The sequence below is a fragment of the Microbacterium sp. LMI1x-1-1.1 genome (assembly GCF_040676205.1).
Taxonomy (GTDB): domain Bacteria; phylum Actinomycetota; class Actinomycetes; order Actinomycetales; family Microbacteriaceae; genus Microbacterium; species Microbacterium aquilitoris.
Genome location: NZ_JBEGHM010000001.1, coordinates 1,400,792 through 1,425,395 on the forward strand (window position 1 = coordinate 1,400,792; position 24,604 = coordinate 1,425,395).

General features: G+C 69.7%; 29 protein-coding genes. 16 read left to right on the plus strand and 13 right to left on the minus strand.

Features of this window, described 5'->3' with window-relative positions; translation table 11 throughout:
- Positions 1–16: 16 nt before the first annotated feature.
- A complete protein-coding gene (locus tag MRBLMI1x_RS06810; protein WP_311859337.1) occupies positions 17–1,678 on the minus strand; it encodes an ABC transporter substrate-binding protein in 1,662 nt (553 codons plus the stop codon).
- A 179-nt stretch (positions 1,679–1,857) separates the two neighbouring features.
- Between MRBLMI1x_RS06810 and MRBLMI1x_RS06815 the strand changes: the two genes are divergently transcribed.
- Positions 1,858–2,499: a TetR/AcrR family transcriptional regulator gene (locus MRBLMI1x_RS06815; RefSeq protein WP_018187082.1), complete on the plus strand. Its 642-nt coding sequence runs from the start codon at positions 1,858–1,860 to the stop codon at positions 2,497–2,499.
- Positions 2,500–2,590: 91 nt separating this feature from the next.
- A complete protein-coding gene (locus MRBLMI1x_RS06820) occupies positions 2,591–2,998 on the plus strand; it encodes a YciI family protein (RefSeq protein ID WP_018187083.1) in 408 nt (135 codons plus the stop codon).
- 62 nt (positions 2,999–3,060) lie between these two features.
- On the opposite strand, the gene MRBLMI1x_RS06825 is transcribed toward MRBLMI1x_RS06820, so the two are convergent.
- Together MRBLMI1x_RS06825 and MRBLMI1x_RS06830 are read right to left on the minus strand one after the other, a co-directional pair.
- Complete coding sequence (locus MRBLMI1x_RS06825; RefSeq protein ID WP_363457478.1) at positions 3,061–4,383, minus strand: HNH endonuclease signature motif containing protein; 1,323 nt, start codon at positions 4,381–4,383, stop codon at positions 3,061–3,063.
- A 133-nt stretch (positions 4,384–4,516) separates the two neighbouring features.
- The gene (locus tag MRBLMI1x_RS06830; protein WP_363457481.1) at positions 4,517–4,912 is read right to left on the minus strand and encodes a hypothetical protein; all 396 of its coding nucleotides are present in this window, start codon (positions 4,910–4,912) and stop codon (positions 4,517–4,519) included.
- A 105-nt stretch (positions 4,913–5,017) separates the two neighbouring features.
- On the opposite strand from MRBLMI1x_RS06830, the gene MRBLMI1x_RS06835 reads away from it, so the two are divergent.
- Both MRBLMI1x_RS06835 and MRBLMI1x_RS06840 read left to right on the plus strand, forming a co-directional pair.
- Positions 5,018–6,196 carry an NAD(P)/FAD-dependent oxidoreductase gene (locus tag MRBLMI1x_RS06835; RefSeq protein ID WP_363457484.1) on the plus strand — a complete coding sequence of 393 codons (1,179 nt, stop codon included), beginning with the start codon at positions 5,018–5,020 and terminating at the stop codon, positions 6,194–6,196.
- A 20-nt stretch (positions 6,197–6,216) separates the two neighbouring features.
- Positions 6,217–6,726: a hypothetical protein gene (locus tag MRBLMI1x_RS06840; protein ID WP_363457487.1), complete on the plus strand. Its 510-nt coding sequence runs from the start codon at positions 6,217–6,219 to the stop codon at positions 6,724–6,726.
- On the opposite strand, the gene MRBLMI1x_RS06845 is transcribed toward MRBLMI1x_RS06840, so the two are convergent.
- Complete coding sequence (locus MRBLMI1x_RS06845) at positions 6,723–7,742, minus strand: PAS domain-containing sensor histidine kinase (RefSeq protein WP_363457490.1); 1,020 nt, start codon at positions 7,740–7,742, stop codon at positions 6,723–6,725. The two genes, MRBLMI1x_RS06840 and MRBLMI1x_RS06845, sit on opposite strands and share 4 nt — an antisense overlap.
- A gap of 88 nt (positions 7,743–7,830) precedes the next feature.
- Complete coding sequence (locus MRBLMI1x_RS06850; protein WP_363457493.1) at positions 7,831–8,877, minus strand: hypothetical protein; 1,047 nt, start codon at positions 8,875–8,877, stop codon at positions 7,831–7,833.
- 86 nt (positions 8,878–8,963) lie between these two features.
- On the opposite strand from MRBLMI1x_RS06850, the gene MRBLMI1x_RS06855 reads away from it, so the two are divergent.
- Positions 8,964–9,896: an alpha/beta fold hydrolase gene (locus tag MRBLMI1x_RS06855; protein WP_363457496.1), complete on the plus strand. Its 933-nt coding sequence runs from the start codon at positions 8,964–8,966 to the stop codon at positions 9,894–9,896.
- Here the strand turns inward: MRBLMI1x_RS06855 and MRBLMI1x_RS06860 are convergent.
- Both MRBLMI1x_RS06860 and MRBLMI1x_RS06865 read right to left on the minus strand, forming a co-directional pair.
- Positions 9,893–10,747 carry a PhzF family phenazine biosynthesis protein gene (locus tag MRBLMI1x_RS06860; protein WP_363457499.1) on the minus strand — a complete coding sequence of 285 codons (855 nt, stop codon included), beginning with the start codon at positions 10,745–10,747 and terminating at the stop codon, positions 9,893–9,895. The two genes, MRBLMI1x_RS06855 and MRBLMI1x_RS06860, sit on opposite strands and share 4 nt — an antisense overlap.
- 27 nt (positions 10,748–10,774) lie before the next feature.
- Entirely contained in the window at positions 10,775–11,764 is a 990-nt protein-coding gene (locus MRBLMI1x_RS06865) for an endonuclease/exonuclease/phosphatase family protein (RefSeq protein WP_020098226.1), read from the minus strand.
- Positions 11,765–11,914: 150 nt separating this feature from the next.
- On the opposite strand from MRBLMI1x_RS06865, the gene MRBLMI1x_RS06870 reads away from it, so the two are divergent.
- The 4 genes from MRBLMI1x_RS06870 (at position 11,915) to MRBLMI1x_RS06885 (ending at position 15,386) form a co-directional block, all read left to right on the plus strand.
- Complete coding sequence (locus MRBLMI1x_RS06870; protein ID WP_363457504.1) at positions 11,915–12,742, plus strand: MerR family transcriptional regulator; 828 nt, start codon at positions 11,915–11,917, stop codon at positions 12,740–12,742.
- 149 nt (positions 12,743–12,891) lie between these two features.
- Positions 12,892–14,451, plus strand: coding sequence for a molybdopterin-dependent oxidoreductase (locus tag MRBLMI1x_RS06875; RefSeq protein WP_018187093.1), 1,560 nt, complete (start codon positions 12,892–12,894; stop codon positions 14,449–14,451).
- A 21-nt stretch (positions 14,452–14,472) separates the two neighbouring features.
- Positions 14,473–14,961 (plus strand): molybdenum cofactor synthesis domain-containing protein, encoded by a 489-nt coding sequence (locus tag MRBLMI1x_RS06880; protein WP_116228339.1) that lies wholly within the window; start codon positions 14,473–14,475, stop codon positions 14,959–14,961.
- Positions 14,958–15,386 carry a molybdenum cofactor biosynthesis protein MoaE gene (locus MRBLMI1x_RS06885; protein WP_363457509.1) on the plus strand — a complete coding sequence of 143 codons (429 nt, stop codon included), beginning with the start codon at positions 14,958–14,960 and terminating at the stop codon, positions 15,384–15,386. The genes MRBLMI1x_RS06880 and MRBLMI1x_RS06885 overlap by 4 nt, the downstream gene beginning before the upstream one ends.
- Positions 15,387–15,400: 14 nt before the next feature.
- On the opposite strand, the gene MRBLMI1x_RS06890 is transcribed toward MRBLMI1x_RS06885, so the two are convergent.
- The 4 genes from MRBLMI1x_RS06890 to MRBLMI1x_RS06905 are packed head-to-tail and all read right to left on the minus strand — an operon-like array spanning position 15,401 to position 18,124.
- Entirely contained in the window at positions 15,401–15,634 is a 234-nt protein-coding gene (locus MRBLMI1x_RS06890; RefSeq protein WP_020098231.1) for a MoaD/ThiS family protein, read from the minus strand.
- Positions 15,631–16,116: a cyclic pyranopterin monophosphate synthase MoaC gene (moaC, locus tag MRBLMI1x_RS06895; protein WP_018187097.1), complete on the minus strand. Its 486-nt coding sequence runs from the start codon at positions 16,114–16,116 to the stop codon at positions 15,631–15,633. Before moaC ends, MRBLMI1x_RS06890 begins: the two co-directional genes overlap by 4 nt.
- A complete protein-coding gene (glp, locus tag MRBLMI1x_RS06900) occupies positions 16,116–17,345 on the minus strand; it encodes a gephyrin-like molybdotransferase Glp (protein ID WP_363457514.1) in 1,230 nt (409 codons plus the stop codon). Before glp ends, moaC begins: the two co-directional genes overlap by 1 nt.
- Positions 17,342–18,124, minus strand: coding sequence for a HesA/MoeB/ThiF family protein (locus tag MRBLMI1x_RS06905; protein ID WP_020098234.1), 783 nt, complete (start codon positions 18,122–18,124; stop codon positions 17,342–17,344). The genes glp and MRBLMI1x_RS06905 overlap by 4 nt, the downstream gene beginning before the upstream one ends.
- Before the next feature lie 113 nt (positions 18,125–18,237).
- Between MRBLMI1x_RS06905 and MRBLMI1x_RS06910 the strand changes: the two genes are divergently transcribed.
- The 4 genes from MRBLMI1x_RS06910 to MRBLMI1x_RS06925 are packed head-to-tail and all read left to right on the plus strand — an operon-like array spanning position 18,238 to position 21,203.
- Positions 18,238–18,630: a TOBE domain-containing protein gene (locus MRBLMI1x_RS06910; RefSeq protein ID WP_018187100.1), complete on the plus strand. Its 393-nt coding sequence runs from the start codon at positions 18,238–18,240 to the stop codon at positions 18,628–18,630.
- Position 18,631: 1 nt separating this feature from the next.
- The gene (modA, locus tag MRBLMI1x_RS06915; protein WP_363457519.1) at positions 18,632–19,387 is read left to right on the plus strand and encodes a molybdate ABC transporter substrate-binding protein; all 756 of its coding nucleotides are present in this window, start codon (positions 18,632–18,634) and stop codon (positions 19,385–19,387) included.
- Complete coding sequence (locus tag MRBLMI1x_RS06920; RefSeq protein ID WP_018187102.1) at positions 19,384–20,166, plus strand: molybdate ABC transporter permease subunit; 783 nt, start codon at positions 19,384–19,386, stop codon at positions 20,164–20,166. The genes modA and MRBLMI1x_RS06920 overlap by 4 nt, the downstream gene beginning before the upstream one ends.
- Positions 20,163–21,203 carry an ABC transporter ATP-binding protein gene (locus tag MRBLMI1x_RS06925; RefSeq protein ID WP_363457522.1) on the plus strand — a complete coding sequence of 347 codons (1,041 nt, stop codon included), beginning with the start codon at positions 20,163–20,165 and terminating at the stop codon, positions 21,201–21,203. Before MRBLMI1x_RS06920 ends, MRBLMI1x_RS06925 begins: the two co-directional genes overlap by 4 nt.
- A gap of 9 nt (positions 21,204–21,212) precedes the next feature.
- On the opposite strand, the gene MRBLMI1x_RS06930 is transcribed toward MRBLMI1x_RS06925, so the two are convergent.
- Positions 21,213–22,001 (minus strand): NAD-dependent epimerase/dehydratase family protein, encoded by a 789-nt coding sequence (locus MRBLMI1x_RS06930; protein ID WP_311869475.1) that lies wholly within the window; start codon positions 21,999–22,001, stop codon positions 21,213–21,215.
- A gap of 68 nt (positions 22,002–22,069) precedes the next feature.
- On the opposite strand from MRBLMI1x_RS06930, the gene MRBLMI1x_RS06935 reads away from it, so the two are divergent.
- Both MRBLMI1x_RS06935 and MRBLMI1x_RS06940 read left to right on the plus strand, forming a co-directional pair.
- Positions 22,070–22,546 (plus strand): SRPBCC family protein, encoded by a 477-nt coding sequence (locus tag MRBLMI1x_RS06935; protein ID WP_311869478.1) that lies wholly within the window; start codon positions 22,070–22,072, stop codon positions 22,544–22,546.
- A gap of 36 nt (positions 22,547–22,582) precedes the next feature.
- The gene (locus tag MRBLMI1x_RS06940; RefSeq protein WP_311869481.1) at positions 22,583–22,921 is read left to right on the plus strand and encodes a hypothetical protein; all 339 of its coding nucleotides are present in this window, start codon (positions 22,583–22,585) and stop codon (positions 22,919–22,921) included.
- Positions 22,922–22,986: 65 nt separating this feature from the next.
- Here MRBLMI1x_RS06940 and MRBLMI1x_RS06945 read toward each other — a convergent pair whose 3' ends face one another.
- Entirely contained in the window at positions 22,987–23,376 is a 390-nt protein-coding gene (locus tag MRBLMI1x_RS06945; protein WP_363457527.1) for a hypothetical protein, read from the minus strand.
- 138 nt (positions 23,377–23,514) lie between these two features.
- Here MRBLMI1x_RS06945 and moaA point away from each other — a divergent pair, with 138 nt between their 5' ends.
- Complete coding sequence (gene moaA, locus MRBLMI1x_RS06950) at positions 23,515–24,600, plus strand: GTP 3',8-cyclase MoaA (RefSeq protein ID WP_363457530.1); 1,086 nt, start codon at positions 23,515–23,517, stop codon at positions 24,598–24,600.
- Positions 24,601–24,604 lie beyond the last annotated feature (4 nt).

Genomic DNA, 24,604 nt, shown 5'->3' on the forward strand with positions numbered 1-24,604 from the left:
CCCACCGTCGGTCGGATTACTCTTTCGGCTTCAGCTTCGTCAGGATCTGAACGACACCGGGCTGCGTCGGGTCACCCGCGGCGTACTGGTCGTCCTCCGACGGCCAGCCGACGTAGTTGCGCGTGTTGAACTCGCCGAGCAGCGGGTGCGCACCCAGCGGGATGGCGGGGACGTTCTCGACGAACGCCTTCTGCAGGACGGCGCCGGCCTCGGTCCGCTCGTCGTCGGATGCCGCATTGGCGTACGTGTTCAGCGCCTCGGTGACCTTCGGGTCGTCGAAACGGCCGAAGTTGAAGGATGCCTTGCCGTCGACCACCCACTTCGGGTCCATCGTCGACGTGTACAGGCCGTACGCGTTGCCGGTGTCCTCGAGCCAGTGGATGATCGCGTCGAAGTTGCCTTCCTGCTTGCCCGCGTCCCAGCCGCCGAAGTCGGGCTGGTCGACGTTCACCTTGATGCCCAGGGCCTTGTCGAGCTCTTCGGAGATGAGCTGCTGCTCGGTGTTCCAGTCGCTCCAGCCGGCGGGGACCGACACCGAGAACTCGACGGCCTCACCGTCGGGGTCGGTCAGCTTTCCGCTGTTCCAGGTGTAACCGGCGTCGGTGAGGATCTCCTTGGCCTTGTCGACGTCGACGGAGTAGTTGTCGTCCTTGTACTCGTCGATGATCTCGTTCTCGAGCACGGAGCTGAGACCGGTCTTGTTCCAGATCGCCTCACTCGCGCCTTCGCGGGCGATGTCGACGTAGGCCTCGCGGTCGATCGTCCACGCGAGCGCTTCGCGCAGTGCGGGGTCGTTGAAGGGCTTCTTCTGCAGGTTCATGAACAGCGTGCCCGCGCCCGGGGTGGGCGAGACCAGGAACACGTTGTCGGGATCGGCGTCGAGGTAGCTCTGCTGAACCTGCGGGATGAAGGCCTGGGCCCAGTCCGCATCGCCTGTCGCGAGGGCCGTCGTGAGCGCGGCGTTGTCGCCGTACGAGACGTAGTTCAGCTGCGGGACGGCGAGGTCGCCACCCCAGTAGTCGGGGTTCGCCTTGAGGGAGACGGACTCGGTCGACCAGTTCGACATGACGTACGGGCCGGTGCCGACGAGCTTGCCCTCGTCGGTGAGGGGGTCGGTGTTCGGGTCCTCGATGTCCTTCCAGATGTGCTCCGGGACGATCGGGGTGTGCAGGACGCGGCCCTGCGAGGTGAACTTCGAGCTCGAGAAGGTCAGGACGACTGTGTCGCCGTCGGCGGTGACGTCGGTGACGCCGAGGGCGCCGGTGTCGGTCAGCTTGCCGGTGAGGTACTGGTTGAAGGTGAAGACGACGTCGTCGGCGGTGAAGTCCTCACCGTCGCTCCACTTCACGCCGCTGCGAGGCGTGACGGTGAGCTGCGTGTAGTCGTCGTTCCATTCCACCTTCTCGGCGAGCCACGGGGTGGTGCCGAGGTCGCCCGTCGGGTTGACGAGCGCTAGGGGCTCGAAGATCACCTTCGAGTAGCCGTAGCGCGAGCCGGCCGAGTCGCCCAGGTACGGGTTGTGGGATTCGGTGGTGATCGCGCCGTCGGGCTTCGCGATCGTCAGGGCGGCCCCGGAGCCCTGGCTCCCGGAGTCGTTGTTTCCTCCGCCGGCGGCGCAGCCGGTGAGGATGAGTGCCGCGGTGAGACCGGCGGCGGCGAGGGAGGTCTTCAGCCTCATTGCTTCTCCTTCATCTGTGGTCCCGGCGCCGCGAAAAGACCTCCGAAGGAGTGCCACTCGGCGCTGAGTGTGATTGCATGGAAAACTTACAATCAAGTAAGTAAGTTCACAACCCTCCGATGATGCGGGCCGCGCGACCTGCGTAAGATCTGATCCGCATCCGGGGAAGAAGGCAGATCATGGTCGACAGTCGACACCAGACGAAGTCGCGCCCGGCGACTCTCGTCCGACGCCGAGAGATCCTCGACGCGGCGCAGGAGATCTTCGGATCGAAGGGCTTCGCGAACGGCACCCTGCAGGACATCGCCGAGCAGGTCGGGATGACGCATGCCGGCATCCTCCATCACTTCGGGTCGAAGGATCAGCTGCTGCTGGACGTCCTCGAGCATCGTGATCAGACGGACGTCGTCGATCTTGACGGGGGGCGCATCCCGGGCGGGATGGAGCTGTTCCGCCACCTGGTGCGCACCGCGATCATGAACATGCAGCGCGCCGGGATCGTGCAGGCCTACGCCGTTCTGTCGGCGGAGTCGGTCACCGACGATCACCCCGGGCGGGCGTACTTCGAGCACCGGTACACCGTGCTCCGGAAGGACCTGCGCGAGGCTTTCGAGCGCGTCTGTCAGGAGCGCGGGATCACCGACCCCGGGTCGATCGCGCACGGCTCGGCGGCGATCCTCGCCGTGATGGACGGGCTGCAGGTGCAGTGGCTCCTCGATCCGACGGCCGTCGACCTCGGGAGGGCGTCGGAGTTCGCGATCGAGGCGATCGTGGCCGCCGTCATCGAGCCGCGTCCGTCGGTCCTGGCGGAACCCGCCTGAGTTCTTCTGCATCGACGTCGATTCCCGTCGCGCCCGTTCGGCGCGATAGTGGGAGGGACGGGAAACGTCCCCCGGAACTCAGGAGATGACCATGAAGCACATGCTGATCATGCGGAGCACCCCGGCCTCGGCCGAGGCCTTCGTTGAGACCGATGTCGAGGCGGTGATCAACGCCATGGGCGCGTACAACGAGTCGATGATCACCGCCGGTGTGCTGGTGGGTGGCGACGGTCTCGCGCCCGAGCCCGGGTACGTCGTGGATTTCGACGGCGAGACGCCGGTGGTCAGCGACGGACCCTACGGCGAGGTTCACGAGCTGTTCAACGGGTTCTGGATCGTCCAGACGGCGACCGCCGAAGAGGCGCTCGAGTGGGCGAAGCGCGCACCGCTGACGCCGGGCAGCAAGCTGGAGGTGCGGCGGGTGACCGACGAGACCGACTTCGCGGACTTCGCCGACAACGAGTACATCGAAAAGGAAAAGGGCTGGCGCGCAGAGTAGAGCGCGTGAGCGCGCGACCTGGTCACCTGTCCGCGGATGCGATCCGGGCGCGGACGAGCGGTTCAGAACGGTGCCGGGTCTCCGGGGTGTGTGGTGGCAGGTGTGAAGGCGACGGCCGGGGTGGGTGCGTCTTCTCTGTAGGTCCTGCCGAGGGGTGAGGTCCATTCCAGGACTCCACCCTTCAGTTGTCGCACTTTCCAGGCGGTGAACTGCTTCATCGAATGATGCCGTTGGCACAGGTGGGCGAGGTTGGACAGTTCCGTCCGCCCGCCGAGCGCATGATCGTGCGTGTGGTCGACCTCACACCGGATGGCGGCGACGCGGCATCCAGGGAATCGGCAGTGCTGGTCGCGGGCTTGCAGGAATCGTCGCATCCCGGAGGGCACGCGGTACGAATCCGTCGACACGGTCACCCCGGTGGTGGGGTCGTGGAACAGGCGCTCCCAGACCCCGGTGTCGCCGGCGAGGATCCGGGCGGTGGCGGGATCGATGGGGGAGCGGCCGGTCAGGTCGCACGGACCGTCGTCGGCGCCGGTGAGTGTCGCCGCGGGAACCAGCACCTGAACCCGCGCACGGATCGCGCCCAGCGGCCCGGCCGTCGTGTCGCGCGTGTCATCCAACGCCGGGGTTCCCGCGAGGAGCAGGTCGGCGAACACATCAGCCCGCACTTGATCGGTCGAGCGCGCATCGGTCGCGACGGCGTCGGCGTTCTCGCCCGTGCTGCGTTCGTCCCGGGTGTCGATGATCGCCCGAGCCTGCTGGGTGAGCCGGTCCTGGATTCCCTCGGCGATCACTGTTGGGAGGGTCGCGATCAGGTCCGACATCCCGTCCCGCCCGGGGATCAACCGGACGCACCGCCCCGCGGCAGCTTCCTCGTGTCGTTCCGCGAAGGTCCGGGGGTGCATCCGGTGTGCGAGGATCTCGAGCTCACCTCGCACCCGATTCGGCGTCTCACCGTCGCACCGCTCGATCGCGACCTTCTCGAACTCCGCCCACAACTCAGCCGGCAGGTTCACCCCAGCGTCGACGATCGCCCTCACGTGCGCCTGCACGATCCGCCCCGCCTCCCACGCAGCGACCGCCGCGGGGAATCCTTCGATCGTCAGCCGCGCTTCGCCGATCCGACGCTGCACCGTCCGATCGGTCGTCCGCATCACCCCGGCGACCTCGGCCGAAATCGACCGGAGCACCATGTCGTGCAGGGTGACTTTCGCGTTCGGGGGCGCGCCCTGTTCCTCCGCCAACCGGCCCGCCGCGGCCAGCGTACGGAGCTGCGCGATCTGCACCGCGGCCATCCGCCGCTCCACGTCCTCGACGTCCGCAACGATCCCCGCGATGGCGGCGAGATACGCCTCGCCACCGGGGGTTTCCGCTGCATCCGTCATACCTGCACTATCGCACCAACCTCCGACATCCAAACCCCGAGAACGGCGGGAATCACGCCCTGCGACCAGGTCAAGAATGAGAAACCTCTCACCCGCAGGCGGTCCCTAGATCCACCCCGCTCGCTCCAGCACCTCACGCGCGATCTCGGCCACCGCTCGCCAGTCCGTCGCGACCCGTACGGCATCCGGAGCCCCCTCGTCCAAGCGCCGAGCGGCCGCGACGCTTCGGGTCACGTGCTCCTCGAGCGCCGTCCCGATCTCGCGCTTCGCAAGGCGCTCCGCTGACCGTGTTGGTGAAGATGAGTCGCGAGTACCCGGCCTCGCGATAGTTGGCCCACATCGCGGCGAGGTTCCGCTCCGCGAGCGGGATGCCGCTGCGCCACGGCGGCGGATGCGCCTGGTCCAGGTTGTCGCCCTCGATCACGGCGTGCTGAACGTCAGCGAGCCCGAGCAGGTGAGAGGCCTCGGCCGCGACGGACGATTTCCCCACCCCGGAGCGCCCGCCGATGAAGATCACGTCGGTGTGCATCCCCTCATCCTCACGACCTAACCGCCTCGGCCGCATCCCGCAACCCCGAGCCACGTCGCGGCACCCCGACATAGCGTGGCCGAAACGATGCGAACGGAGCGTGTGATGCGGACGTACGACTATCTGATCGTCGGTGGCGGAATGGTGGCGGATGCGGCGGCCCGCGGCATCCGGGAATTGGATCCGGACGGCACGATCGGCATCCTCAGCGCAGACGTCGACCCGCCGTACACGCGTCCGGCGCTGTCGAAGAAGCTGTGGACCGACCCGGACTTCACGTGGGATCAGGTTCCGCTGGGTACCGAGGAGACGGGCGCGGAGATCCGGCTCGAGACCTTCGTGACGGGTATCGACCGCGAGGCGAGGACGGTTTCGATCGGCGAGGGCAACGACCTCGGCTACCGCCGGCTGCTGCTCGCGACCGGCTCCCGGCCGCGCGAGATCCCCGTGCCCGAGGACGACCGCATCCTGTTCTTCCGCTCGGCAGACGACTATCGGCGCCTCCGGGACCTCGCTGCCGACGGCGGTCGCGCGGTCGTCATCGGCGGGGGCTACATCGGCGCCGAGATCGCCGCGGCGCTCGTGCAGAACGGTGTCGAGACCGAGCTCGTGTTCCCGTCCGACGTCCTCGGCGACGGTACGTTCCCGCCCGAGCTCGCGACGCGCTACGAGCAGCTCTTCCGTGACGCCGGCGTCGAGTTGGTTCCGGGTGCCCGCGTGGAGGAGGTCCGTACTGCCGGCAACCGCCTGCACGTCGCCCTCGAGGGCGGCGAGGAGCGCCCCGCCGACATCGTCGTGCTCGGACTCGGCGTCGACCCTGTGACCGACCTCGCCGAACAGGCGGGGCTGGAGGTCGACGAGGGTGTCGTCGTCGACGAGCACCTCGTCACGAGCGACGACGCGATCTGGGCAGCGGGCGACATCGCGTCCTACCCCGACCCGATCCTCGGACGCACGCGCGTCGAGCACGTCGACAACGCGAACGAGCAGGGCGCGGCCGTCGGCCGGTCGATGGCGGGGGAGCGGCTGCCGTACACCCACACGCCGTACTTCTACTCGGCTGTCTTCGGCGTGCGATGGGAGGCGGTCGGTTCGCTCGATCCCGAGAAGAATCCGCTCGTCGTGGACCTCGACGAGGATCGCACCGTCGTCTACTACCGCGATGAGTCCGGCGCGCCCGTCGGCGTGCTGCTGTGGAACGTCGAGGATGCCCGTGACCTCGCGCGCGCCGTCCTCGTCGACGGTGAGACGGATGCCGAGGTCCTTCGCACCCGCATCGGCTGACCCTGTGCCAGGGTGGGCGCATGACGCACCGTCGCCTCGTCGTTCCTGCGCTGCTCCTACTCGTCCTCGGTCTGTCGGCCTGCGCGGGTGGGCCGCCGCTTTCGCTGGGCGGGGGATACGAGTCCTGCAGCTCCGAAATCGATGAGCCGGTGACGTTCGGTGACGTGGCGCGGGCATCCGCAGCCGGCACGGTCGTCATGGAGTCCATCGAGCTGGAGGGCGCCGAGGGGCTCGCGTTGCGCGAGGTCTACCTCGTGCCGATTCAGAACCAGGTCAGCCTGGGTGCGGACGCCTTCCCGCCGGCGGCGGAATTCTGGGATCGGCGAGTCGCCGTCCCCGGGACCGCAATCTCGCCCGGAGAGGAGGTGACCGTGCTGTTCGTCGTCGAGGCCGTCGGTGGGGGCGACACCCATGGCTCCGAGGGATACACCGCGCGGTATTCGATCGACGGACGGCCCTACGAGACGACGAGTTCAGCCCGGTTCCGGCTCGCCCCGGACTGTGGGGCGGAGGATGAGGAGGGGCCCTAGCCTGCCAGCGGAAGCGTGATGGTGATGGTCGTCCCGACGCCTATGGCGCTGTCGATCTCGAGTGCGCCGTGGTGCTCGGCGACGGCGGCCACGACGCTGGCGAGCCCGAGCCCGGTGCCGCCGTCCTCGGGCTCAGCGAGACGTCCGCGTTCGCCGGGCGCCGCGATGGTGTCGATGTCATCCGGGTGGATGCCGCGGCCCGCATCCCGCACCGTCACGGAGACTGTGTCGTCGCCGCGAACGACCTCGACGTGGATGTCCTCATCGGAGTAGCGGGCCGCGTTCTCGAGGACGTTCGCGAACGCGCGGCGCAGAGCGAGGACGTCGCCGCGCACTGTCGCCGTGTCCAGTCGGTCGAAGTGAATGCGCTCCTCCGCGCCGGGGCGGAGGACGACGGTCGCCGATCCGCGCACGACGAGCGACACGTCGAACGTGCGCTCGTCGTCGCGCATGCCGCTTACGGCATCTGCCATCAAAGCGCCCGCCATCGCCGCAAGGTGCTCACTGGTCTCGAGGGCGAGCCGCAGGTAGCGGTTGTCCGTACCGATCTCGTCCTCGAGTAGGTCGAGGTAGCCACGGAGGGCAGTGACAGGGGAGATGAGGTCGTGGGCGAAGGTGCGCTGCAGGGACACCTGCTCGTCCTGGGCCTGCTTCTCCGCTGTAATGTCGCGCACGATCTTCACGAACCCGCCGACGCCCGTGTCGTCGTGGATCGCGGTGATCGTCACGTGAGCCCAGAACTGCGAGCCGTCCTTGCGCACCCGCCACCCGTGATCCTCGACGCTCCCATCCGAATGCGCCCTGTCGAGCAGCGTGTCGGGGAGCCGGTTCTCGCGGTCGACGGCGCGGTAGAACAGCGAGAAGTGCTGTCCGATGATCTCGTCGGCGGAGTAGCCCTTCAGGTCCTCGGCCCCGACGTTCCATCCCCGCACGAAGCCGCTCGAGTCCAGCTTCACGATCGCGAACAGGGCGACGTGCTGCTCCCACGCCTCGATCGCGTCTGTTCGCACCTTCATGGTCCCCCGCCGGTCGGTGTCAGTCGTATCCGTCAGCATAGAAGCATTCCCGAGGCCCGCCCCGCGCTCCGGTGTGCCCTGACGCCCGTCAGAAGGCGCGGACCTCGCCCGGGTTCGCCGGCGGCAGCGGGGCGTGGGTGTCGAGATCCTCCATGAGGTGGATCGACGCATACGGATGAGGGGTGATGCGACCCGCGTCGTCGAAGACGCGGAGCGCGCGCCGCAGGAGGCCACCGGGAAGAAGCGGATGCCGGAACGTCACCTCGACACGGGTGTCGGGCCATTCGCCCACGATGTCGATGCGGGGCTCGCTCAGCCCCGGAGTCAGCGCTTGACGTTCCCCATCCGGTCCCCGCCAGTACTGGGCGAGGTCGCCGAACTCGTCGACGAGCGCGGTGATCGCGGCATCCCGTCGCTCCATCGGCAGATGGATGCGCTGCCAGGGCACGTCCGGCGTGGTGTCGACGACCTCATCGGGTCGGAACCGGTCGAGGACGGCGAGGAACTCCTCTTCGGACAGCGGTACCGCATCGCTCATCGGTAAGAGTCGTTCCGGGAGCGGACCGGTGGGCAGCAGAGCGGTCGCGTACCGGTAGTGGGAGGAGGTCCCGCCGTGCTCCGCGCGCACATCGGGCGCGTCGGGCGAGAAGACCATGCGCGGCGCGTCGCCAGCGTCCTCGACGATGAGGACGCGTCGATCGATCGTGTGCGTCGTGCGCGTCCCGCCGGCGATCACGATGAGCTCCGTGTCCGTCGACCACGCTGCTCGGTCGTCGGGATCCGGGTCGTGGCGCTCGCGCAGCCAGAGCCCGTGGCGGGTCGCTCCGACGGCGTACCTGCTGGCGTCCGCGTGTGTCTGGGCGACCGCGCCGGCCCAGCGAACGTGGACGGCGGTGATCGGCCGGTGCAGATCGCCCTCATCGTTCTCGCTGGGCGCGTACACGACCCACGCACCGTCCGGAGCGGCGTACACGGTCACACCGACCGCGACGTCGCCGACCTCCAGATCCGGCCAGGAGACGACCCGGTCATCCTCGCCGGCCGCCCGGATCACCGCGACCGGCTGCGTCATGCTGACGAGGATCTCAGCGTCCTGACCCACGGCGACGCGCCGGGCGCGGGAATCGGTGCTCACGTGGTGATTCTGCCCCACGGTGGATCAGTCCGCCTGAGCTCGGCGCGCCGCCCGATCCGATGCGCGGTCGGCGACGAACACCCTCCGTGACGATCACCTGGCAACCCGAATCCGCGCACGCTCGGACGCGACTGGAGACGGATGCCGCTGCCCTCGGCCTGCGTCGGGTCGAGATCCCGACGACCATCGGCACGGTTGTCGCACGCGTGGGGGTCGCCGCCAGCCCCGTGGCGACCGTCCTGCTGCACGGCGCCGCCGGATCGTGGACGAGCTGGACCCCGCTGCTGCGAGCCGCTGCTCGATGCGACGATCCGGTGCGCAACGTCGTCGCGCTCGACCTGCCCGGCTGGGGCGAGAGCCCGTTCCCGTCCGACGGGATCGACATCGGGCGTTTCAGCGAGGCGATCCGCGAGGTCGTCATGGCCCTGGGATACGAGCGATGGGATGTCGTCGGTCACTCGCTCGGCGGCGCGTTGGCCCTCGACCTGGCTGCCCGTTTTCCCGAGAGGACTGATTCCGTCTTCCTCGTCTCGCCGTCGGGACCGGCCGTGTTCGACGCCGTGCGACGGCCGCTCCGAGGCGGGCTCGGGCTGCCCGCCTTCGCGGGGATGCTCCTGGCCATGCGCATCCTCCGCGGTCTCGGCGACGCGTCCGCTCCGCTGCTCCGCACCCTCGAGCGCGGCGGTCTCCTGCGACCCCTGAGCGCACCCCTCTTCGCGCTGTCCCGCCGGATCGACCCCTCCGTCGTGCACGCGCTCGCCGACGAGATCCGGCCGCGGGCTTTCGTCGCCGCATCCCGTGCCGCCGCAGCCTACGACGAGTCGTCGTGGCGCGGCATCCGCTGCTCGGTGAGGTCGGTCCGCGGTGCCCGCGACGTGTTCGTGGGCACGGATGACGGTGCCGGGCTCGCGGCACTGATCGAGGACTTCGACGAGGTGGTGCTGCCGGACGCCGGCCACTTCGCAGCGGTCGAGCATCCGGCCGAGGTCCTTCGGCTGATGCGCCGCGCGACGAACTAGAAGTCGATGCGGACGGCGTGGCCGGTGACGACGATGCCACCCGAGGCCGGGATGTCCACGATCAGCTCGCCGGCCCGTCCGACGTGCGCGCCCTGCTCGATGACGACCTGAGCGGGCGGTGCGACGGCAGCAAGTGACCGCAGGTAGGCGCCGAACGACGCCGCGGCCGATCCAGTGGCAGGGTCCTCGGTGATGCGTCCGACGGGGAAGAGGTTGCGTGCGGCGAAGCGGTCCGGCCCGAGACGGTGGGCGACCGTGATCGTCGCGGGCCATGCGCGGTCGTCCATGAGAGAGCGCACGCGCGCCGCATCGAACGTGAAGCCGTCGAACGCCGCACGGTCGGCGATGACGAGGACCGGATGCGGGTTGCCGGCGTGCGCGATCCGCGGTGGAAGATCCGCATCGAGGTCCGACGCTTCGAGCCCGATCTCGTCGAGGACCGCCGTGAGATCGTCTGCGGTGATCGGCGACACCGACGGTTCGACGCTCGTGAACGAGGCGCGTGTGCCCGCGGCATCCGTGCTCACCCGGATCTCGACGGCACCTACCGGCGTCGCGAACCGGATCGCGCCCGCCCCCACGCGGTCGGCATCGGCGAGAGCGACGGCGGTGGCGACGGTCGCGTGACCGCAGAACGGCACCTCGGCGATGGGGGAGAAGTAGCGGATCGTCAGGGCGCAGTCGCTGTCGGTCCCTGTGACGAACGCCGTCTCGGAGAAGTCGATGTCCGCAGCGATGCGCTGCATCGACGCCTCGTCGAGGGCGGACGCGTCGAGCACGACGCCGGCGGGGTTGCCGCCATCGGAGTGCGTGGTGAAGGCGGCGTAACGGAGGATCTCGAGGTCGGGCACCGTTCGAGGCTATGCCCGTCCGCAGGGTCAGCGGCGGACGAGGTCGGCGACGATGGGGCGGTGGTCCGTCGCGATGCCGGCGACATCGAGTGTGGCGACCCGCGCGGCATCCCACTCTGGCGTCGCGAGGACGTTATCGATCGCGGCGCCGAACAACGGTGGAACCATCGAGGGCCATGACGGAGCGAAGGCGCCGACGGTGCGGCACGAGCCGAGTCGTCTTCCGGGCATGTTCGCGGGGACGGCGTTGAGGTCGCCCGCGACGATCGTGTCGGGGGAGCCGCAGTGCGACGAGATCCAGTCGAGGCCGAAGTCGCGTCCCGACGAATCGCCACGGAAGCTGAGAGCGACGAGGTGCGCGGCGACGATGCGCGGCGCAGCACCGTCGACCTCGGGAGCGAGGACGAAACCGGACGTGCGGCCAGATTCGTCCGCGTCCACGACCCGGTAGCGCGGCAGATCGTCCGCGACGAGCACGGTCACCGCGATGCCGCGCACGCCATAGCTCACGTACCCCGCCGGTACATCACCGTCCCGGAGGAGGTTGCCCTGATAAAGCTCGCTGAGGACGACGATGTCGGGTTGGAGCGCGCCGATGAGAGCGGCGCGGGATGCCGCATCCTCCGCGCCCTGCAGGACGTTCCAGCCCAGGACTCGCAGCTGACCGTCCTGACGAGCCGGGACGGCGTCGGGGGTGACGGTGGCGGGCATCGCGAACGCCGTCACGAGCAGGGCGACGAGCAGGCCGGTGCTCACGACACCGGTGCCGAGCAGCGCGATCTTCCTGTTTCGCCGGAGGATCAGTGCGAGGAAGGTCAGGATGAGGGATCCGGCGAGCATCCCGGCGAACACGAAGCCGGGGAAGGCGAGCGCTCCGCTGAACAACCACCATCGCGCGAGCAGGCCGAACTCCCGGCCTGCGAGATAGACGATGGCGACGACAGCGATCATCGCCGCCCCGACGAGGAGGAGCGGCGTGAACCGATCCTTACGGACACGCCGTGCGCCTGTGTTCATGTCCTACGCCCCCCGCGCGGTACCGGTCGGCGAGTTCGCCGCGGCCCACGCTACCCGTGCCGGTCAGCCGCTCGCTGTGCCATGGCCCAATCGCACCGATGGTCAAGAGGTGCTTGACCTCGCCCCTGGGGCCGGGTCGATGCTGAACTCGTGGCTGCACAAGACGAAGAGTGGATGACCGCCGGCCGGTTCGGCGCGTCGACCCTGCTGTCGGCGAAGGCGCTCCGGATCTACGCGGATCGCGGACTGCTCGTACCGCGCCGGGTGGATGCCGAGACCGGGTACCGCTACTACTCGGGCGATCAGGTGCCGACGGGATGGCTCATCGCACTCCTGCGCTCGGCCGACCTCTCACTGGATCAGATCGCGTCGATCGTCGACCTGTCCGACACGGATCCGGATGCCGCTGTCGCCCTGATCGATGAGGCGACAGCAGCGATGGATCGTCGAACGCAGGCTCACCATGTCGTGCTCGCTCGAGCGCGGCTTCATCTCACGAAGGAGACGCTGATGTCCGCTGTCGAAACCGCGATCGAGGCCGATCGCCCCGTCCTGAGCGTCATGCGCCGCATGGCGCCGCAGGAGATGGACCAGATCATCCACGACGGGGTCCACCACCTGCGGCAGATCGCCGAGGGCGCGGGACTGCAGGTGACCGGGGACGCCTTCGGGGTCTTCCATGCGCCGGTCACCGATGACTCCGACGGTCCGCTCGAGATCGTCGTGCCCGTCGACGGCCTGATCGACGGCGCCGACGACGTGCGCAGCTACCGGATGACCGGCGGCCAGGTCGCCCTCCGTCACGCGGAAGGACACGAGACGGACTTCCCCGAGATCCTCGCGCTGTACGACGAGGTGCACGCCTGGATCACGGATGCCGGTCGCACCCCCATCGGCCCGCCGCGGGAGATCTGGCACAACTCGCCGCGCGACGACGAGCCGCTGCGGCTGACGGTGGCGTGGCCGTTCGCCGGGTGAGCTGACCGATCCGCCCCGGATCCGCAAGAGGGAGATTCCGCTCCCGTGATGCGTCACAGTGGGACACGCAAGCCCGTCACGCATGACATCGCCGCAGCCTCGGTGCATCCGATTCGGTGTTCGCTACGAACAAGCTCGGAAGGGATGACATGAGCACTCACACCACAGGCAAGCGGTTCTTCTTCTGGGCGGCCGTCTCGGGCCTGGTCGGGGGCGCCGTCTTCCTCGCGATCGCCGAGCTGGCTGCCCTGCTGTTCTCGAGCACCTCGAGTCCGATCCTCGCGGTCGGGTCGTTCGTGATCGACATCGTCCCGCGTCCGCTGAAGGAATTCGCGATCAGCACGTTCGGCGAGTACGACAAGATCGCGCTCCTCGCCGGTCTCGGTCTCGCTGTCGTCATCGCGTCGGCGATCGCCGGCGTCCTCGAGTACATCCGGCCGCCCCTGGGCGTCATCGCGCTGGTGCTCGCCGGCATCCTGTCGGGTGCGGCCATCCTCACGCGCGCCGAAGCAACGGCGCTCGCGTTCCTGCCGCCGCTCCTCGGCACACTGGCCGGCGCGGCGATTCTCTTCTTCCTCGGTCGCCGGCTGCGGGCCTGGCGCGACGCGCACCTCTCAGACGCCGACGCGCGCGAGGACGGCCTCGACCGTCGACGCTTCCTGCTGATGACGGGCATCGCGGGCGTCTCCGCTCTCGTCGTGGGGGTCGCAGCGCGCACGGTCAGCGCGGCAACCGCCTCCGCCGACGCGATCCGCCGTGCACTCAAGCTGCCCGCCCCGAAGTCGAAGGTCACGATCCCGTCGGGCGCGGAGCTCGACGTGAAGGGCATCAGCCCGCTCATCACCCCGAATGCCGACTTCTACCGGGTCGACACCGCTCTCACCGTTCCGAATATCGACCCGTCGACCTGGCGCCTGGTCATCGACGGCATGGTCGACAAGCGCGTCGAACTGTCGTTCCAGGACCTCCTCGACATGGGCCTCGACGAGTACGCCATCACGCTCACCTGCGTCTCGAACGAGGTCGGCGGCAACCTCGTCGGCAATGCGATCTGGCAGGGCGTGCCGCTGCGCGAAGTCCTCAAGATGGCGGGGCCGAAGGCGGGCGCCGACATGATCCTCTCGACCAGCATCGACGGTTACACCGCGAGCACGCCCCTCTCGGCGGGCACCGACGAGAACATCGATGCGATCCTCGCTGTCGCGATGAACGGCGAGCCCCTCCCTCCCGAGCACGGCTTCCCCGTCCGCATGGTCATCCCGGGTCTCTACGGGTACGTCTCGGCGACCAAGTGGGTCACCGAGCTGAAGATCACGACGTTCGCCGACGACCAGGCCTACTGGACGCCGCGTGGCTACAGCGCCGAGGCGCCGATTAAGTTCTCGTCGCGCGTCGACACCCCCAAGAGCGGCTCACCCGTCAAGGCGGGCACCGTCCCCATCGCCGGAGTGGCGTGGGCGCAAACCGTGGGCATCGAGCGCGTCGAGGTCAGCATCGACAACGGCGAGTGGATGCCGGCGAAGCTGTCCAACCCCATCAACAAGGACACCTGGGTGCAGTGGGTCCTCGAATGGGATGCCACGCCCGGCACCCACTACGTAGCGGTCCGCGCGATCAACAAGAACGGCGACATGCAGGTCGAGGAGCGCGCCGCGATCGCCCCGAACGGCTCGTCGGGCTGGCAGCGTTCCCTCGTCACCGTTTCGTGACGCACGGCCTAGGGTGAGCACGTGACATCCCTTCGCGCCGTCGTGATCACGGTCTCCGACCGCTCCGCCTCGGGCGAGCGCGAGGACCGCGGCGGGCCGCTCGCGGTGCAGCTGCTCGAAGACGCGGGCATCGAGGTCATCGGACTCGAGGTCGTCCCCGACGGCGCGGATTCCGTCGAATCGGTGCTGCGCCGTGCCCTCGCCACCGGCGCCGGTCTCGTCGTCACGACAGGTGGCACCGGTGTCGGCCCGCGCGATCAGACGCCCGAGGGTACGGAGCGCGTCGTGACCCGGCCGCTGGCGGGCATCGCCGAGGAGCTCCGCCGCGTCGGCCTCGCCGACACCCCGCTGTCGGTGATCTCCCGCGGCGTCGCAGGTGTCGCCGACCCCGAGGGAGCTCTGATCGTCAATCTGCCGGGGTCGCCGCGTGCGGTGAGCTCCGGCATCCCTGTGATCGTGTCGGTCGCCACACACGTGGTCGACCAGGTGAGAGGCGGAGACCACTCGTGAACGCTGTTCGGATCGCCCGGCTCGAAGAGACCGCCCTCGACCTCGACGCGCACCTGCGCGCGGTGGAGGACCCGAAATACGGTGCGGTGACGACGTTCATCGGTCGGGTGCGCGACAACGATCCGGATGCCGCGACCACCGTCGTCGGCCTCGAGTACAGCGCTCACCCCGACGCAGAGTCGACCCTGCACCGGATCGCCGCCGAAGCGGGTGATGCGTCGGGCGCCGTCGTGGCCGTCAGCCACCGTGTCGGCAATCTCGCCGTCGGCGATGCCGCGGTCGTCATCGCCGTCGCGTCGGAGCACCGGGCCGAGGCGTTCGAGGTCTGCCGCGCCATCATCGAGACGATCAAGACCGACCTGCCGGTGTGGAAGCGTCAGCTCGAAGTCGACGGCACGACGGCGTGGAAGGGCATCGGCGGCTGAGGCTCAGCCTCGGATCAGCCGCCGGCGAAGGGCGGCAGCACGTCGATCATGCGTGCATCTGCGAGGGGGGTGTCGCCGTCGGTACGCACGCCGTCGACGAGCACGGCGCAGTCCGGCAGCACGAACCACAGCTGGGGATGCTCGTCGAGGATCGCTGTGCGGAGCTCGGCGAGGGTCGCCTCGGGGCGCTCCTCGCTCTCGGTCCCGGCAGCCTCGGCAGCGGCTGCGAAGTAGCGGACGAGCGTCATGAGCGGTCCTCTTCTCCGGGACGTACCCAGTCGCCCGAGCGTCCGCCCGACTTCGCGACGATGCGGACGTTCTCGATCACCACGGCCCGGTCGAGGCCCTTGATCATGTCGACGACGGCGAGTGCGGTGACCGACACCGCGGTGATCGCCTCCATCTCGACGCCGGTGCGGTCCGCGGTTCCCACGGTCGCCTCGATCTCGACGCCGTCGTCGGTGATGTCGAGCTCGACGGATGCCCGGTGCACACCGATCACGTGGGCGAGCGGCAGGAGCGTCGCCGTAGACTTCGCCGCCTGGATGCCGGCGATGCGCGCGACAGCCAGCACGTCACCCTTCGGGGCGGTGCCGTCGCGGAGCGCGGCGACGACCTCGGCGCTGCACCGGACGAAGCCCCGTGCGGTGGCCGTGCGGACCGTCGGGGCCTTCGCCGTGACGTCGACCATGTGCGCCCGGCCGGCCGAGTCGAGGTGGGGGAAGCTCATCAGACCAGCATGACATCTACGACGTCGCCGACGGCCACGCTCGCGACCTCGCCCGGCACGATGGCGAACGCGGATGCCTGTGCGAGCCCGCCGGCCAGATGCGAGCCCGAGCCGCCCGCCGTCGCGGGGCGCACGGTCCCTGCGGCGAGATCGACGACGGCCGGCAGGTACTGCCGTCGTCCGGGCGGAGTGGTCCACGCCTCCGCCGCGGTCATGGTCACGTGGGCGCGGTGGATGACCGACCGGCCCTGCAGAGCGAGAAGAGCGGGGCGCACGAACACCTCGAACGATACGGCGACGCTGACCGGGTTGCCGGGGAGGCCGAAGACGAGGCATCCGTCACCCACGGTGCCGAAGGCCTGCGGCTTGCCGGGCTGCATCGAGACCTTGGCGAACTCGACCTCGCCGTGGCCGTCGAAGGCGGCGCGCACGGGCTCGTAGGCTCCCGCGCTGACACCGCCGGTGAAGATGATGACGTCCGCCCCTGCGGTGCGCGCAGCGGCCGTGGCCCCTGCGACCCTGTCGCCGTCGTCCGGGACGCGGGCGACCATCACGACCTCGGCATCGGACGCGGGGACGAGATGCTCGAGGAGCGGCCCGTTCGAGTCGGGGATGAGCCCCCGGCGCACGGGCTCGCCCGGCCCGGTCAGCTCGCTGCCGGTCGAGACGACGGCGACGCGAGGCGCGCGGACGACCGTCACCTCGTCGATCCCGGCGGCGACGGCGGCGGCGACCTGGAACGGTCCCATGCGCTCGCCGGCGGTGATGACGACGTCACCGGCGTGCAGGTCCGCGCCGCGGCGACGGATGAACGCGCCGGCGGCGGGAGCCTCGAGCACCTCGACGATGTCGAGCGAGTCGGCGAGCCCGCCGGCGGTGTTCTCGAACGGCACGATCGCGTCCGCGTCGGTGGGCGTGGGCGATCCCGTCATGATCCGGGCCGCCTCGCCCTCCGAGAGCGCCGGGTCGTCCGCCACCCCGGCGGGAAGATCCGCGACGACCCGCAGCGAGACGGGATGCCCCGGCCCGGCCGGCGCCACGTCCGCGGCGCGCACGGCGAAGCCGTCCATGGCGGAGTTGTCAAAGAGGGGGATGTCGTGCGCAGCGACGGCCGGTGCCGCAAGCGTGCGGCCGGCAGATGTCCCGACGGGGACGACCTCGGTGGGAAGCGTTCGGACCGCGGCCAGGACGCGCGCGAGCTGTTCCTCGACGCTGCGGAGCCCGCTCATGCGCTCGCCGCCGCAGCCGTTGCGGCCGACCGCAGCGGGATCTCGTGCTGACGGCTCGAGAGCGCGTCGAGGACGAGCATGCGACCGAGCAGCGGCGTGCCGACGCCGATCGCGAGCTTCACCACTTCGGTGGCGAGGATGCCGCCGACCTGCACGCACAGGGCACCGAGCACGCCGACCTGCGCGCAGGTGGGCGGGTCGCCCTCGGTGCCGACGGCGAAGAGATCGTTGAGAACGACCGGATCGCCCTCCGGCGGCCGCGACCAGAAGACCGTGATCTGCGCGTGCCACTCGCGGACGGCTCCCCATACGAGAGGGAGCCCCATCGCCTCGGTGGCGGCCGCGACGGCGCGACGCGTGGCGAACGAGTCGCTCGTGTCGATCACGATGTCGGCACCCGCGAAGAACTCCTGCGCGTTGTCGTCATCGAGGCGAGCGGTGACCGGAGTGACGACGGTGACGGGCGACAGTGCCGCGACGGCGCGCACGGTGCTCTCGGTCTTGTGGACGCCGATGTCCTCGATGCGGTGCGCGATCTGGCGCTGCAGGTTGTGGAGCTCGACGGTGTCGTCGTCGATGACGGTGATGGCACCGACGCCCGCGGCGGCGAGGGCCAGGATCGCGGGCGACCCGATGCCGCCGGCGCCGACGACGGCGACGCGCGTGTTCGCGAGACGCCGCTGCCCCTCGTCGCCGATGCCCTTGAGAACGGTGTGGCGAGCGGTCCGCCTGCGCTCGTCGGGATCCAACTCGGACACGGGATCGACCAGGGGGCGCATGTCCCGAGTTTACGGGGGTCCGGATGCCGCGGGATCGGATTCGCTGCAGGTTAGGAAACCGCAGATACGGCTCGTTACGCGGCCGAGAGCCGCGCATGCGGCATGATTGACGCATGACGACCTACCGCGTGGCGCGAGCCGCCCGCCTTCTGGGCGTGAGCGACGATTCGGTGCGGCGTTGGATCGACCAGGGGCTGCTCCCGGTGACCGACGCCGTGCCCGCCGAGATCCCGGGCGAGGCGCTCGCCGCCTTCGCGGTCTCGATGGCGAACGACCCGGGCGACGGCTACGAGCACCGCTCCAGCGCTCGCAACAGCTTCGTCGGGATCGTGACGCGGGTGCAGGTCGACGGCGTCATGGCGCAGGTCGACATCCAGTCCGGCCCGCACCGTGTCGTCTCGCTCCTGTCCGCCGAGGCGGTGCGCGAGCTGGAGCTCGAGGTCGGCACCCTCGCCCGGGCCTCGGTCAAGGCGACCAATGTCGTCGTCGAGTTGGCGGGGGAGTGACATGCGGCGTTCCCTGCTCCGGCCGCTAGCCCTCGGGGCACTCGCGCTCCTGCTGACGGGGTGCGCGGCACCGGCACCCCCCACGTTGGGCGATCAGCTCGGCGGGTCGCTGACGGTTTACGCCGCGGCATCCCTCAAGGGGTCGTTCGACGAGATCGACGAGGCGTTCACGGCGAAGCATCCCGGGGTCGCCATCAGTCCGGTCTACGACGGATCGTCGACGCTCGCGACCCAGATCTCCGAGGGGGCGCCGGCGGACGTGTTCGCGTCGGCCGACGAGGCCACGATGGCGAAGGTGTCGGAGTTCGCGCTCGAGCCCGCGGTGTTCGCCTCCAACACGCTCGTGATCGTCGTCCCGGCGGGCAACCCGAAGAAGGTCTCGACGCTGGCTGACCTGGCTGATGCCGTGACGGTGCTGTGCGCTCCCGAGGTGCCGTGCGGCGCGGCATCCGCGAAGCTGCTGAGCGCGGGGGGCGTCACGCTCGACGCCGCGAGCCTCGAGCAGAACGTCACGGCGGTGCTGACGAAGGTCGCGGCCGGTGAAGCCGATGCGGGTCTCGTGTACGCGACCGATGTGGTCGGGCGGAGCGACGTCGCGTCTGTGGCGCCCGACGGCGCAGACGAGGTCGTCAACAGATATCCGATCGCCGCGCTGAAGGATGCGGCGAATCCCGACGCGGCTGCGGCGTTCATCGCGTTCGTGCGGTCCGAGGCCGGGCGGAAGATCCTCGCCGGCCACGGCTTCGGGGCGCCGTGAGCTCTGCTCGCGGGTACGTTCCGCGGAGCCTCGCGTTCCCCGCGCTCGTCGGTCTCGCCTTCCTGATCCTGCCGCTGCTGGCTCTCATCGCACGGGTGGACTGGTCGACGTTCGTCGCCGATGTGACCTCGCCCGCGGCACTCGAAGCCCTGGGACTGTCGTTCGGCTCTGGGGCGGCGGCGACTGCGGCGTGCATCGTGATCGGTGTGCCGTTGGCGCTGCTGATCGCCCGCTCGGGCCCGCGCCTGGCGGCAGTGCTGCGTGCCGCGGTGACCGTTCCGCTCGTGCTTCCACCGATGGTCGGCGGGATCGCACTGCTGTACCTGTTCGGTCGTCAGGGGTGGCTGGGCGGGTGGGGGCTGTCGTTCACCACGCCGGCGGTCGTCGTCGCGCAGACATTCGTCGCGCTGCCTTTCCTCGTCCTCGCCGTCGAGGGCGCGGTGCGGTCGACCGGGGTGGACTTCGAGCGGACCGCCGCCGCGCTGGGAGCCGGTCGGTGGACGATCCTCCGGCGCATCACGCTGCCGCTCGCTGCCCCCGGCATCGTCGCGGGTGTCGTGCTGTGCTTCGCCCGGGCGATCGGCGAGTTCGGTGCGACCGCCCTGTTCGCCGGTAACCGCCCCGGTGTCACGCAGACGATGCCGCTCGCGATCTACACGGCGTTCAACGGAGCCGGCGTGACGCAGGGCACCGCGGTGGCCCTCGCACTCCTGCTGCTGGCGACCGCCGTCCTCGTCCTAATGCTGGTGCGCGGCTGGCGACCCGGGGCGGCCCGATGAGCGGGCTACAGGCACGTGTCGTCGTCGACCGGGCGCGCTTCCGGGTGGACGTCGCGCTCGACGCGGCCGCGGGGGAGACCGTCGCGATCATGGGTCCGAGCGGAGCCGGCAAGTCGACGCTGCTCGACGCGCTCGCCGGACTCGTGCCGCTGAACGGCGGCGAGGTCGTCGTGGCCGGACGGACCGTGGAGCGCGTGGCCGCACCCCGGGTGCACACGCCGCCGATGCATCGCGGAGTCGTGCTGCTCGGTCAGGACCCGCGCCTCTTCCCGCACCTGAGCGCGCGCGAGAACGTCGCCTTCGGGCCGCGTGCCGCCGGAACACCCGCCGCGCAGGCCCGTTCCGACGCCGACGCGTGGCTCTCCCGGGTCGGCCTCGGCGGGCTGGGTACACGAATGCCGCGCGAACTGTCGGGGGGAGAGCAGCAGCGCGTCGCGATCGCGCGGGCTCTGGCGGCGTCGCCGCGGGTGGTGTTGCTCGACGAGCCGCTGGTCGCGCTCGATCCCGTGACCGCGTCCGAGATCCGCGGGATGCTGCGGGAGCAGCTCGTCGGGGTGACGACGGTCGCCGTGACGCACGACGCCGGCGACGCGGTCGCGCTGGCCGAGAGGCTGTTCGTGATCGAGGCGGGCGCCGTGGTGCAGAGCGGTCCCGTGCGCGAGGTGCTGGCGGCTCCGGCATCCGCCTTCGTCGCATCGGTTGCCGACATGAATCGGATGCCGGGCGTCTCGGCGGGCGGTGGGTTGACGGATGCCGCGGGCCGCATGCTGAGGGGGGCGGAGGCCGCACCCGCCGCGCGTGAGGGCGTCGCGCTCGCCGCCGTGTTCCGGCCGGGCGACGTGCGGATCGTAGGTGGGGCAGGGTCGAACGCGTGGGCTGCGACTGTCGTCCGTGTGGAGCCGACGGTGGCGGGGATGCGGGTGCACACCTCGGCTGGGATGGTGGACGTGTCACACGCGACTGTGTCGTGGTCGCCTGGAGAGTCGGTCTGGCTGCAGGTCGACCCGTCGCGGGTGCGGTTCGTGCGGCTGTCGTGAGTAGGGGCGTCAGTCACGCATGCGATCGAGCGAGTACGACGGCGACGCGAACGATCCGCCCTGCGGCTCGATCGTGGCGCCGGGAAGGTTCCACTCCGCGGCGTCGTCCGTGGGCCGGAAACCGACGAGCTCCCCGGCCGCCCGATCCCACCAGACTTCCGAGTTCGCCGATACAGCATAGAAGACGGCGTAATGCTCGTCGGTCGTCATCGCGGCGGTGGACGCGGCGATCGCGTCTCGATGGCTGAGCCAGGTTGCACGCTCGCGGGGGGTTCGGGGTTCCTCTTCGTAGCTCCCGATCCTGAGCGAGATCGTGCTGAGGCCGAACTTGTCGGAGTAGAGGCGGCACAGTGCCTCGCCCGCCACCTTCGACACACCGTAGAAGCCGTCGGGTCGCGGGGGCATGTCCGGGTCGACGAGTGCGTCCGTGGGATACATTCCGGTGACCCGGTTGCTGCTCGCATTGACGACCCTGCGGACACCCGACCGACGAGCGGCTTCGAGCACGTGGTACGTGCCGACGATGTTCACCTGCGCGAGGTCGTGGAAGTCGGCTTCATCGGACAACCCGCCCAGATGGATCACGCCGTTGGCGTCCTCGAACATCGCCGTGAGCGCAGCGAGGTCGGCCAGGTCGGCGACGGTGACGCGATCGCCGGTCCGGTCGACGGGCTCCACGTCTCTGACGTCGGTCGAGACGAGCTCGACGCCTGCGGCCCGGAGCTCTCGGCGGAGGGCGACTCCGATGTTGCCGGCAGCGCCGGTGACGACCCATCGAGACCCCGCGAGTGTGTTCACGCGCTCATCCTGGCAGGGGGTGACGACGTCGGTCCCGGCATGCCCGTCGAACCTGCAACGATGAGTCCATGCGCGTCATCGAGTCCCGTTGCGTCGTGCCGGTCCCGGTGGAGGTCGCCTTCGCGGTGTCGCAAACCACGGGCGAGACCCGCAAGCGCTGGGATCCGTTCATCCGCCGTCAGTACTTCGTCGACGGCGCGACCGCCCCGGGGAAGGGCGTCCGCACGTTCACCGTGCAGCGCTTCGGCTTCCGGATGGAGAGCGAATACGTCTCCTACAACCCGCCGTCGAACGTCGGGATGAAGATGACGAAGGGCTCCTGGTTCTTCGAGCGTCTCGCCGGTGGGTGGAAGTTCACGCCGGTGGCCGAAGAGCCCGACAGCACGCTCGCCGTCTGGCGGTACAACTTCGCATGCCGCCCCGCCTGGCTCGCTCCGCTCGCCGAACGGATCGGCGCGTTCGTGCTGCAGCGCGACATGGACCGGCGCATCCGAGGCTTTGCGAGGGGGTGCGAGGACCCGGTCGTCCTCGCCGCATCGCGCTGAGCTTCCGTGCAACGCTCGGTCCGTAAGGATGGGGTCATGCGCATCATCGGGAGCTTCTTCCTCGCTCTCGCCGCCACCATCATCGGGCTCCTCGGCGTTCTCATGCTCGGTCTGGCGGGCGTCCACTGGGACGGCGGTCTCGTCGTCGCGCAGCTGTCCGATTCGGATGACACAGAACGTGCGTTGGGGATAGCGATGGGTGTGGGCGGCCTCCTGGGCTGGGTCGGCCTCTCGTGCGCCGCGGCGTATGCAGGTCTGGGCGGGCAGCGTCCGTCGCGCGCGAGTCGCATCGCGGTCTGGACGATTCTCGGACTCGGTGTTGCGATCATCGCGAGTGCGACGACCTTCGTTCTCTTCTTCAGCATCCGGCCCTGACGGCTGGAGCGGCGGTGAGACGTCGGGAGCTGTTACGAAGCTGTTCGTGGCGATGAGGCGCGCGGCTACTTGCGGGTGACCCAGACGTTGTCGGAGATCATGTCTCGGACCTCCCCGCTGCGGTAGCTCAGGTCGGCGGCGACACTGGCACTGTCGCTGATCGGGATGGACACGTAGTCCCTCTCGCACTCGGTGGTCTGCCAGACGTCGTCGAGGGTGAGCGACAGGCACAAGGAGTCTCCGTCATCCGCCGCGCGCGCGAGGTAGACGTCGTAAGCGTCGGCCTTGCCGACGTAGCGCAGTGTCGCGACGTCGAGCTTTCCTTCCGCTCCGGTGACGACGGAGTCTGGTCGGTCCGCGGCGGTCTGCTCTCGGCCAAACTCCGCCGGCGAGCAGGCGGTCAGGAGAAGTGCAGTCGCCGCGAGGAGTGGCAGCGCGGTGCGGCGGAGGCTCATGTGCCGAAAACTAGCGTGCGATCTGGCACCGGGCCGGGGATTGGTGCCGACTTCACAGCCCGCGACTGCCCTCCTCGCCCCGGCGGCTGGTGGCGGCGATTAGGCTCGGACAATGGGATGCCACAGGGGGAGAGAGCGGTGACGGCCGTTCCGATCTCGCTGGGTCGCGCCGCGCCGCAGATCCCGCCGGGCGCCGTCCCGGATCCCGCCGTCGGCCTCGTCGACACCCACGGGCGAGTCCACCGCGATCTCCGGATCTCGCTGACCGACCGCTGTTCCTTGCGTTGCACCTACTGCATGCCAGAGCAGGGCAACGAGTGGCTCGCGCGCACGAGCATCCTGACGACCGACGAGATCGTCGAGATCGCGGAGGTGGCCGCGAGCCTCGGCATCCGCACCTTCCGGCTCACCGGCGGCGAGCCTCTGCTCCGCACCGACATCGTCGACGTGGTGCGTCGCGTCGCCGCGATCTCGGGACCCGACGGACCGGTCGAGGTCGCGATGACGACCAACGGCATCCGACTCGCCGAGGTGCTTCCCGACCTGATCGATGCGGGTCTGACGCGGCTGAACATCAGCATCGACACGATCGACCGCGAGCGGTTCGCCGCGCTCACGCGTCGTGACCGGCTCGACGACGTGCTCGAGGGAATCGCGGCAGCCGCGGCATCCGACCTGAAGCCTTTGAAGCTGAACGCCGTCGCGATGCGCGGCGTGAACGACGACCAGCTCTCGGACCTCGTGGCGTTCGCGATGGAGGTCGGGGCCCAGCTGCGTTTCATCGAGCAGATGCCGCTGGATTCCGGGCACACCTGGGACCGCAGCGCGATGGTGACGCGCGAGGAGATCCTCGAGGCGTTGTCGGAGCGATGGACGCTCGAGCCGGTCCCCGGCCGCGGCGGTGCTCCCGCCGAGAAGTGGCGGATCGACGGCGGCCCGCACGAGGTCGGCGTCATCGCGTCGGTGACGGCACCCTTCTGCGGAGCGTGCGATCGCCTGCGCCTGACCGCCGACGGTCAGTTCCGCAACTGCCTCTTCTCGCTGACGGAGTACGACGTCACGAGCGCTGTGCGCGGGATGCCGGTGGCCGCCGCGCCCGACGACCGTCGCCGTGTCATCGCCGAGACGCTCCACGCGTGCGTGCTCGGCAAGTTGCCGGGTCACGCGATCAACGACCCGTCGTTCCTGCAACCCGCGCGAGGGATGAACGCCATCGGAGGCTGAGCGC

Bases quoted from the DNA above. Each gene is read 5' to 3' on its own strand.
- MRBLMI1x_RS06935 (WP_311869478.1), top strand. From the start codon at position 22,070: ATGCGCGTCATCGAGTCCCGTTGCGTCGTGCCGGTCCCGGTGGAGGTC.
- MRBLMI1x_RS06945 (WP_363457527.1), bottom strand. From the start codon at position 23,376: ATGAGCCTCCGCCGCACCGCGCTGCCACTCCTCGCGGCGACTGCACTT.
- MRBLMI1x_RS06845 (WP_363457490.1), bottom strand. From the start codon at position 7,742: ATGAAGGTGCGAACAGACGCGATCGAGGCGTGGGAGCAGCACGTCGCC.
- modA (WP_363457519.1), top strand. From the start codon at position 18,632: ATGCGGCGTTCCCTGCTCCGGCCGCTAGCCCTCGGGGCACTCGCGCTC.
- MRBLMI1x_RS06840 (WP_363457487.1), top strand. From the start codon at position 6,217: ATGACGCACCGTCGCCTCGTCGTTCCTGCGCTGCTCCTACTCGTCCTC.
- MRBLMI1x_RS06865 (WP_020098226.1), bottom strand. From the start codon at position 11,764: ATGAACACAGGCGCACGGCGTGTCCGTAAGGATCGGTTCACGCCGCTC.
- MRBLMI1x_RS06905 (WP_020098234.1), bottom strand. From the start codon at position 18,124: ATGCGCCCCCTGGTCGATCCCGTGTCCGAGTTGGATCCCGACGAGCGC.
- MRBLMI1x_RS06940 (WP_311869481.1), top strand. From the start codon at position 22,583: ATGCGCATCATCGGGAGCTTCTTCCTCGCTCTCGCCGCCACCATCATC.
- moaC (WP_018187097.1), bottom strand. From the start codon at position 16,116: ATGAGCTTCCCCCACCTCGACTCGGCCGGCCGGGCGCACATGGTCGAC.
- MRBLMI1x_RS06890 (WP_020098231.1), bottom strand. From the start codon at position 15,634: ATGACGCTCGTCCGCTACTTCGCAGCCGCTGCCGAGGCTGCCGGGACC.
- MRBLMI1x_RS06925 (WP_363457522.1), top strand. From the start codon at position 20,163: ATGAGCGGGCTACAGGCACGTGTCGTCGTCGACCGGGCGCGCTTCCGG.
- MRBLMI1x_RS06825 (WP_363457478.1), bottom strand. From the start codon at position 4,383: ATGACGGATGCAGCGGAAACCCCCGGTGGCGAGGCGTATCTCGCCGCC.
- MRBLMI1x_RS06875 (WP_018187093.1), top strand. From the start codon at position 12,892: ATGAGCACTCACACCACAGGCAAGCGGTTCTTCTTCTGGGCGGCCGTC.
- MRBLMI1x_RS06910 (WP_018187100.1), top strand. From the start codon at position 18,238: ATGACGACCTACCGCGTGGCGCGAGCCGCCCGCCTTCTGGGCGTGAGC.
- MRBLMI1x_RS06830 (WP_363457481.1), bottom strand. From the start codon at position 4,912: ATGCACACCGACGTGATCTTCATCGGCGGGCGCTCCGGGGTGGGGAAA.
- MRBLMI1x_RS06820 (WP_018187083.1), top strand. From the start codon at position 2,591: ATGAAGCACATGCTGATCATGCGGAGCACCCCGGCCTCGGCCGAGGCC.
- glp (WP_363457514.1), bottom strand. From the start codon at position 17,345: ATGAGCGGGCTCCGCAGCGTCGAGGAACAGCTCGCGCGCGTCCTGGCC.
- MRBLMI1x_RS06810 (WP_311859337.1), bottom strand. From the start codon at position 1,678: ATGAGGCTGAAGACCTCCCTCGCCGCCGCCGGTCTCACCGCGGCACTC.
- MRBLMI1x_RS06815 (WP_018187082.1), top strand. From the start codon at position 1,858: ATGGTCGACAGTCGACACCAGACGAAGTCGCGCCCGGCGACTCTCGTC.
- MRBLMI1x_RS06835 (WP_363457484.1), top strand. From the start codon at position 5,018: ATGCGGACGTACGACTATCTGATCGTCGGTGGCGGAATGGTGGCGGAT.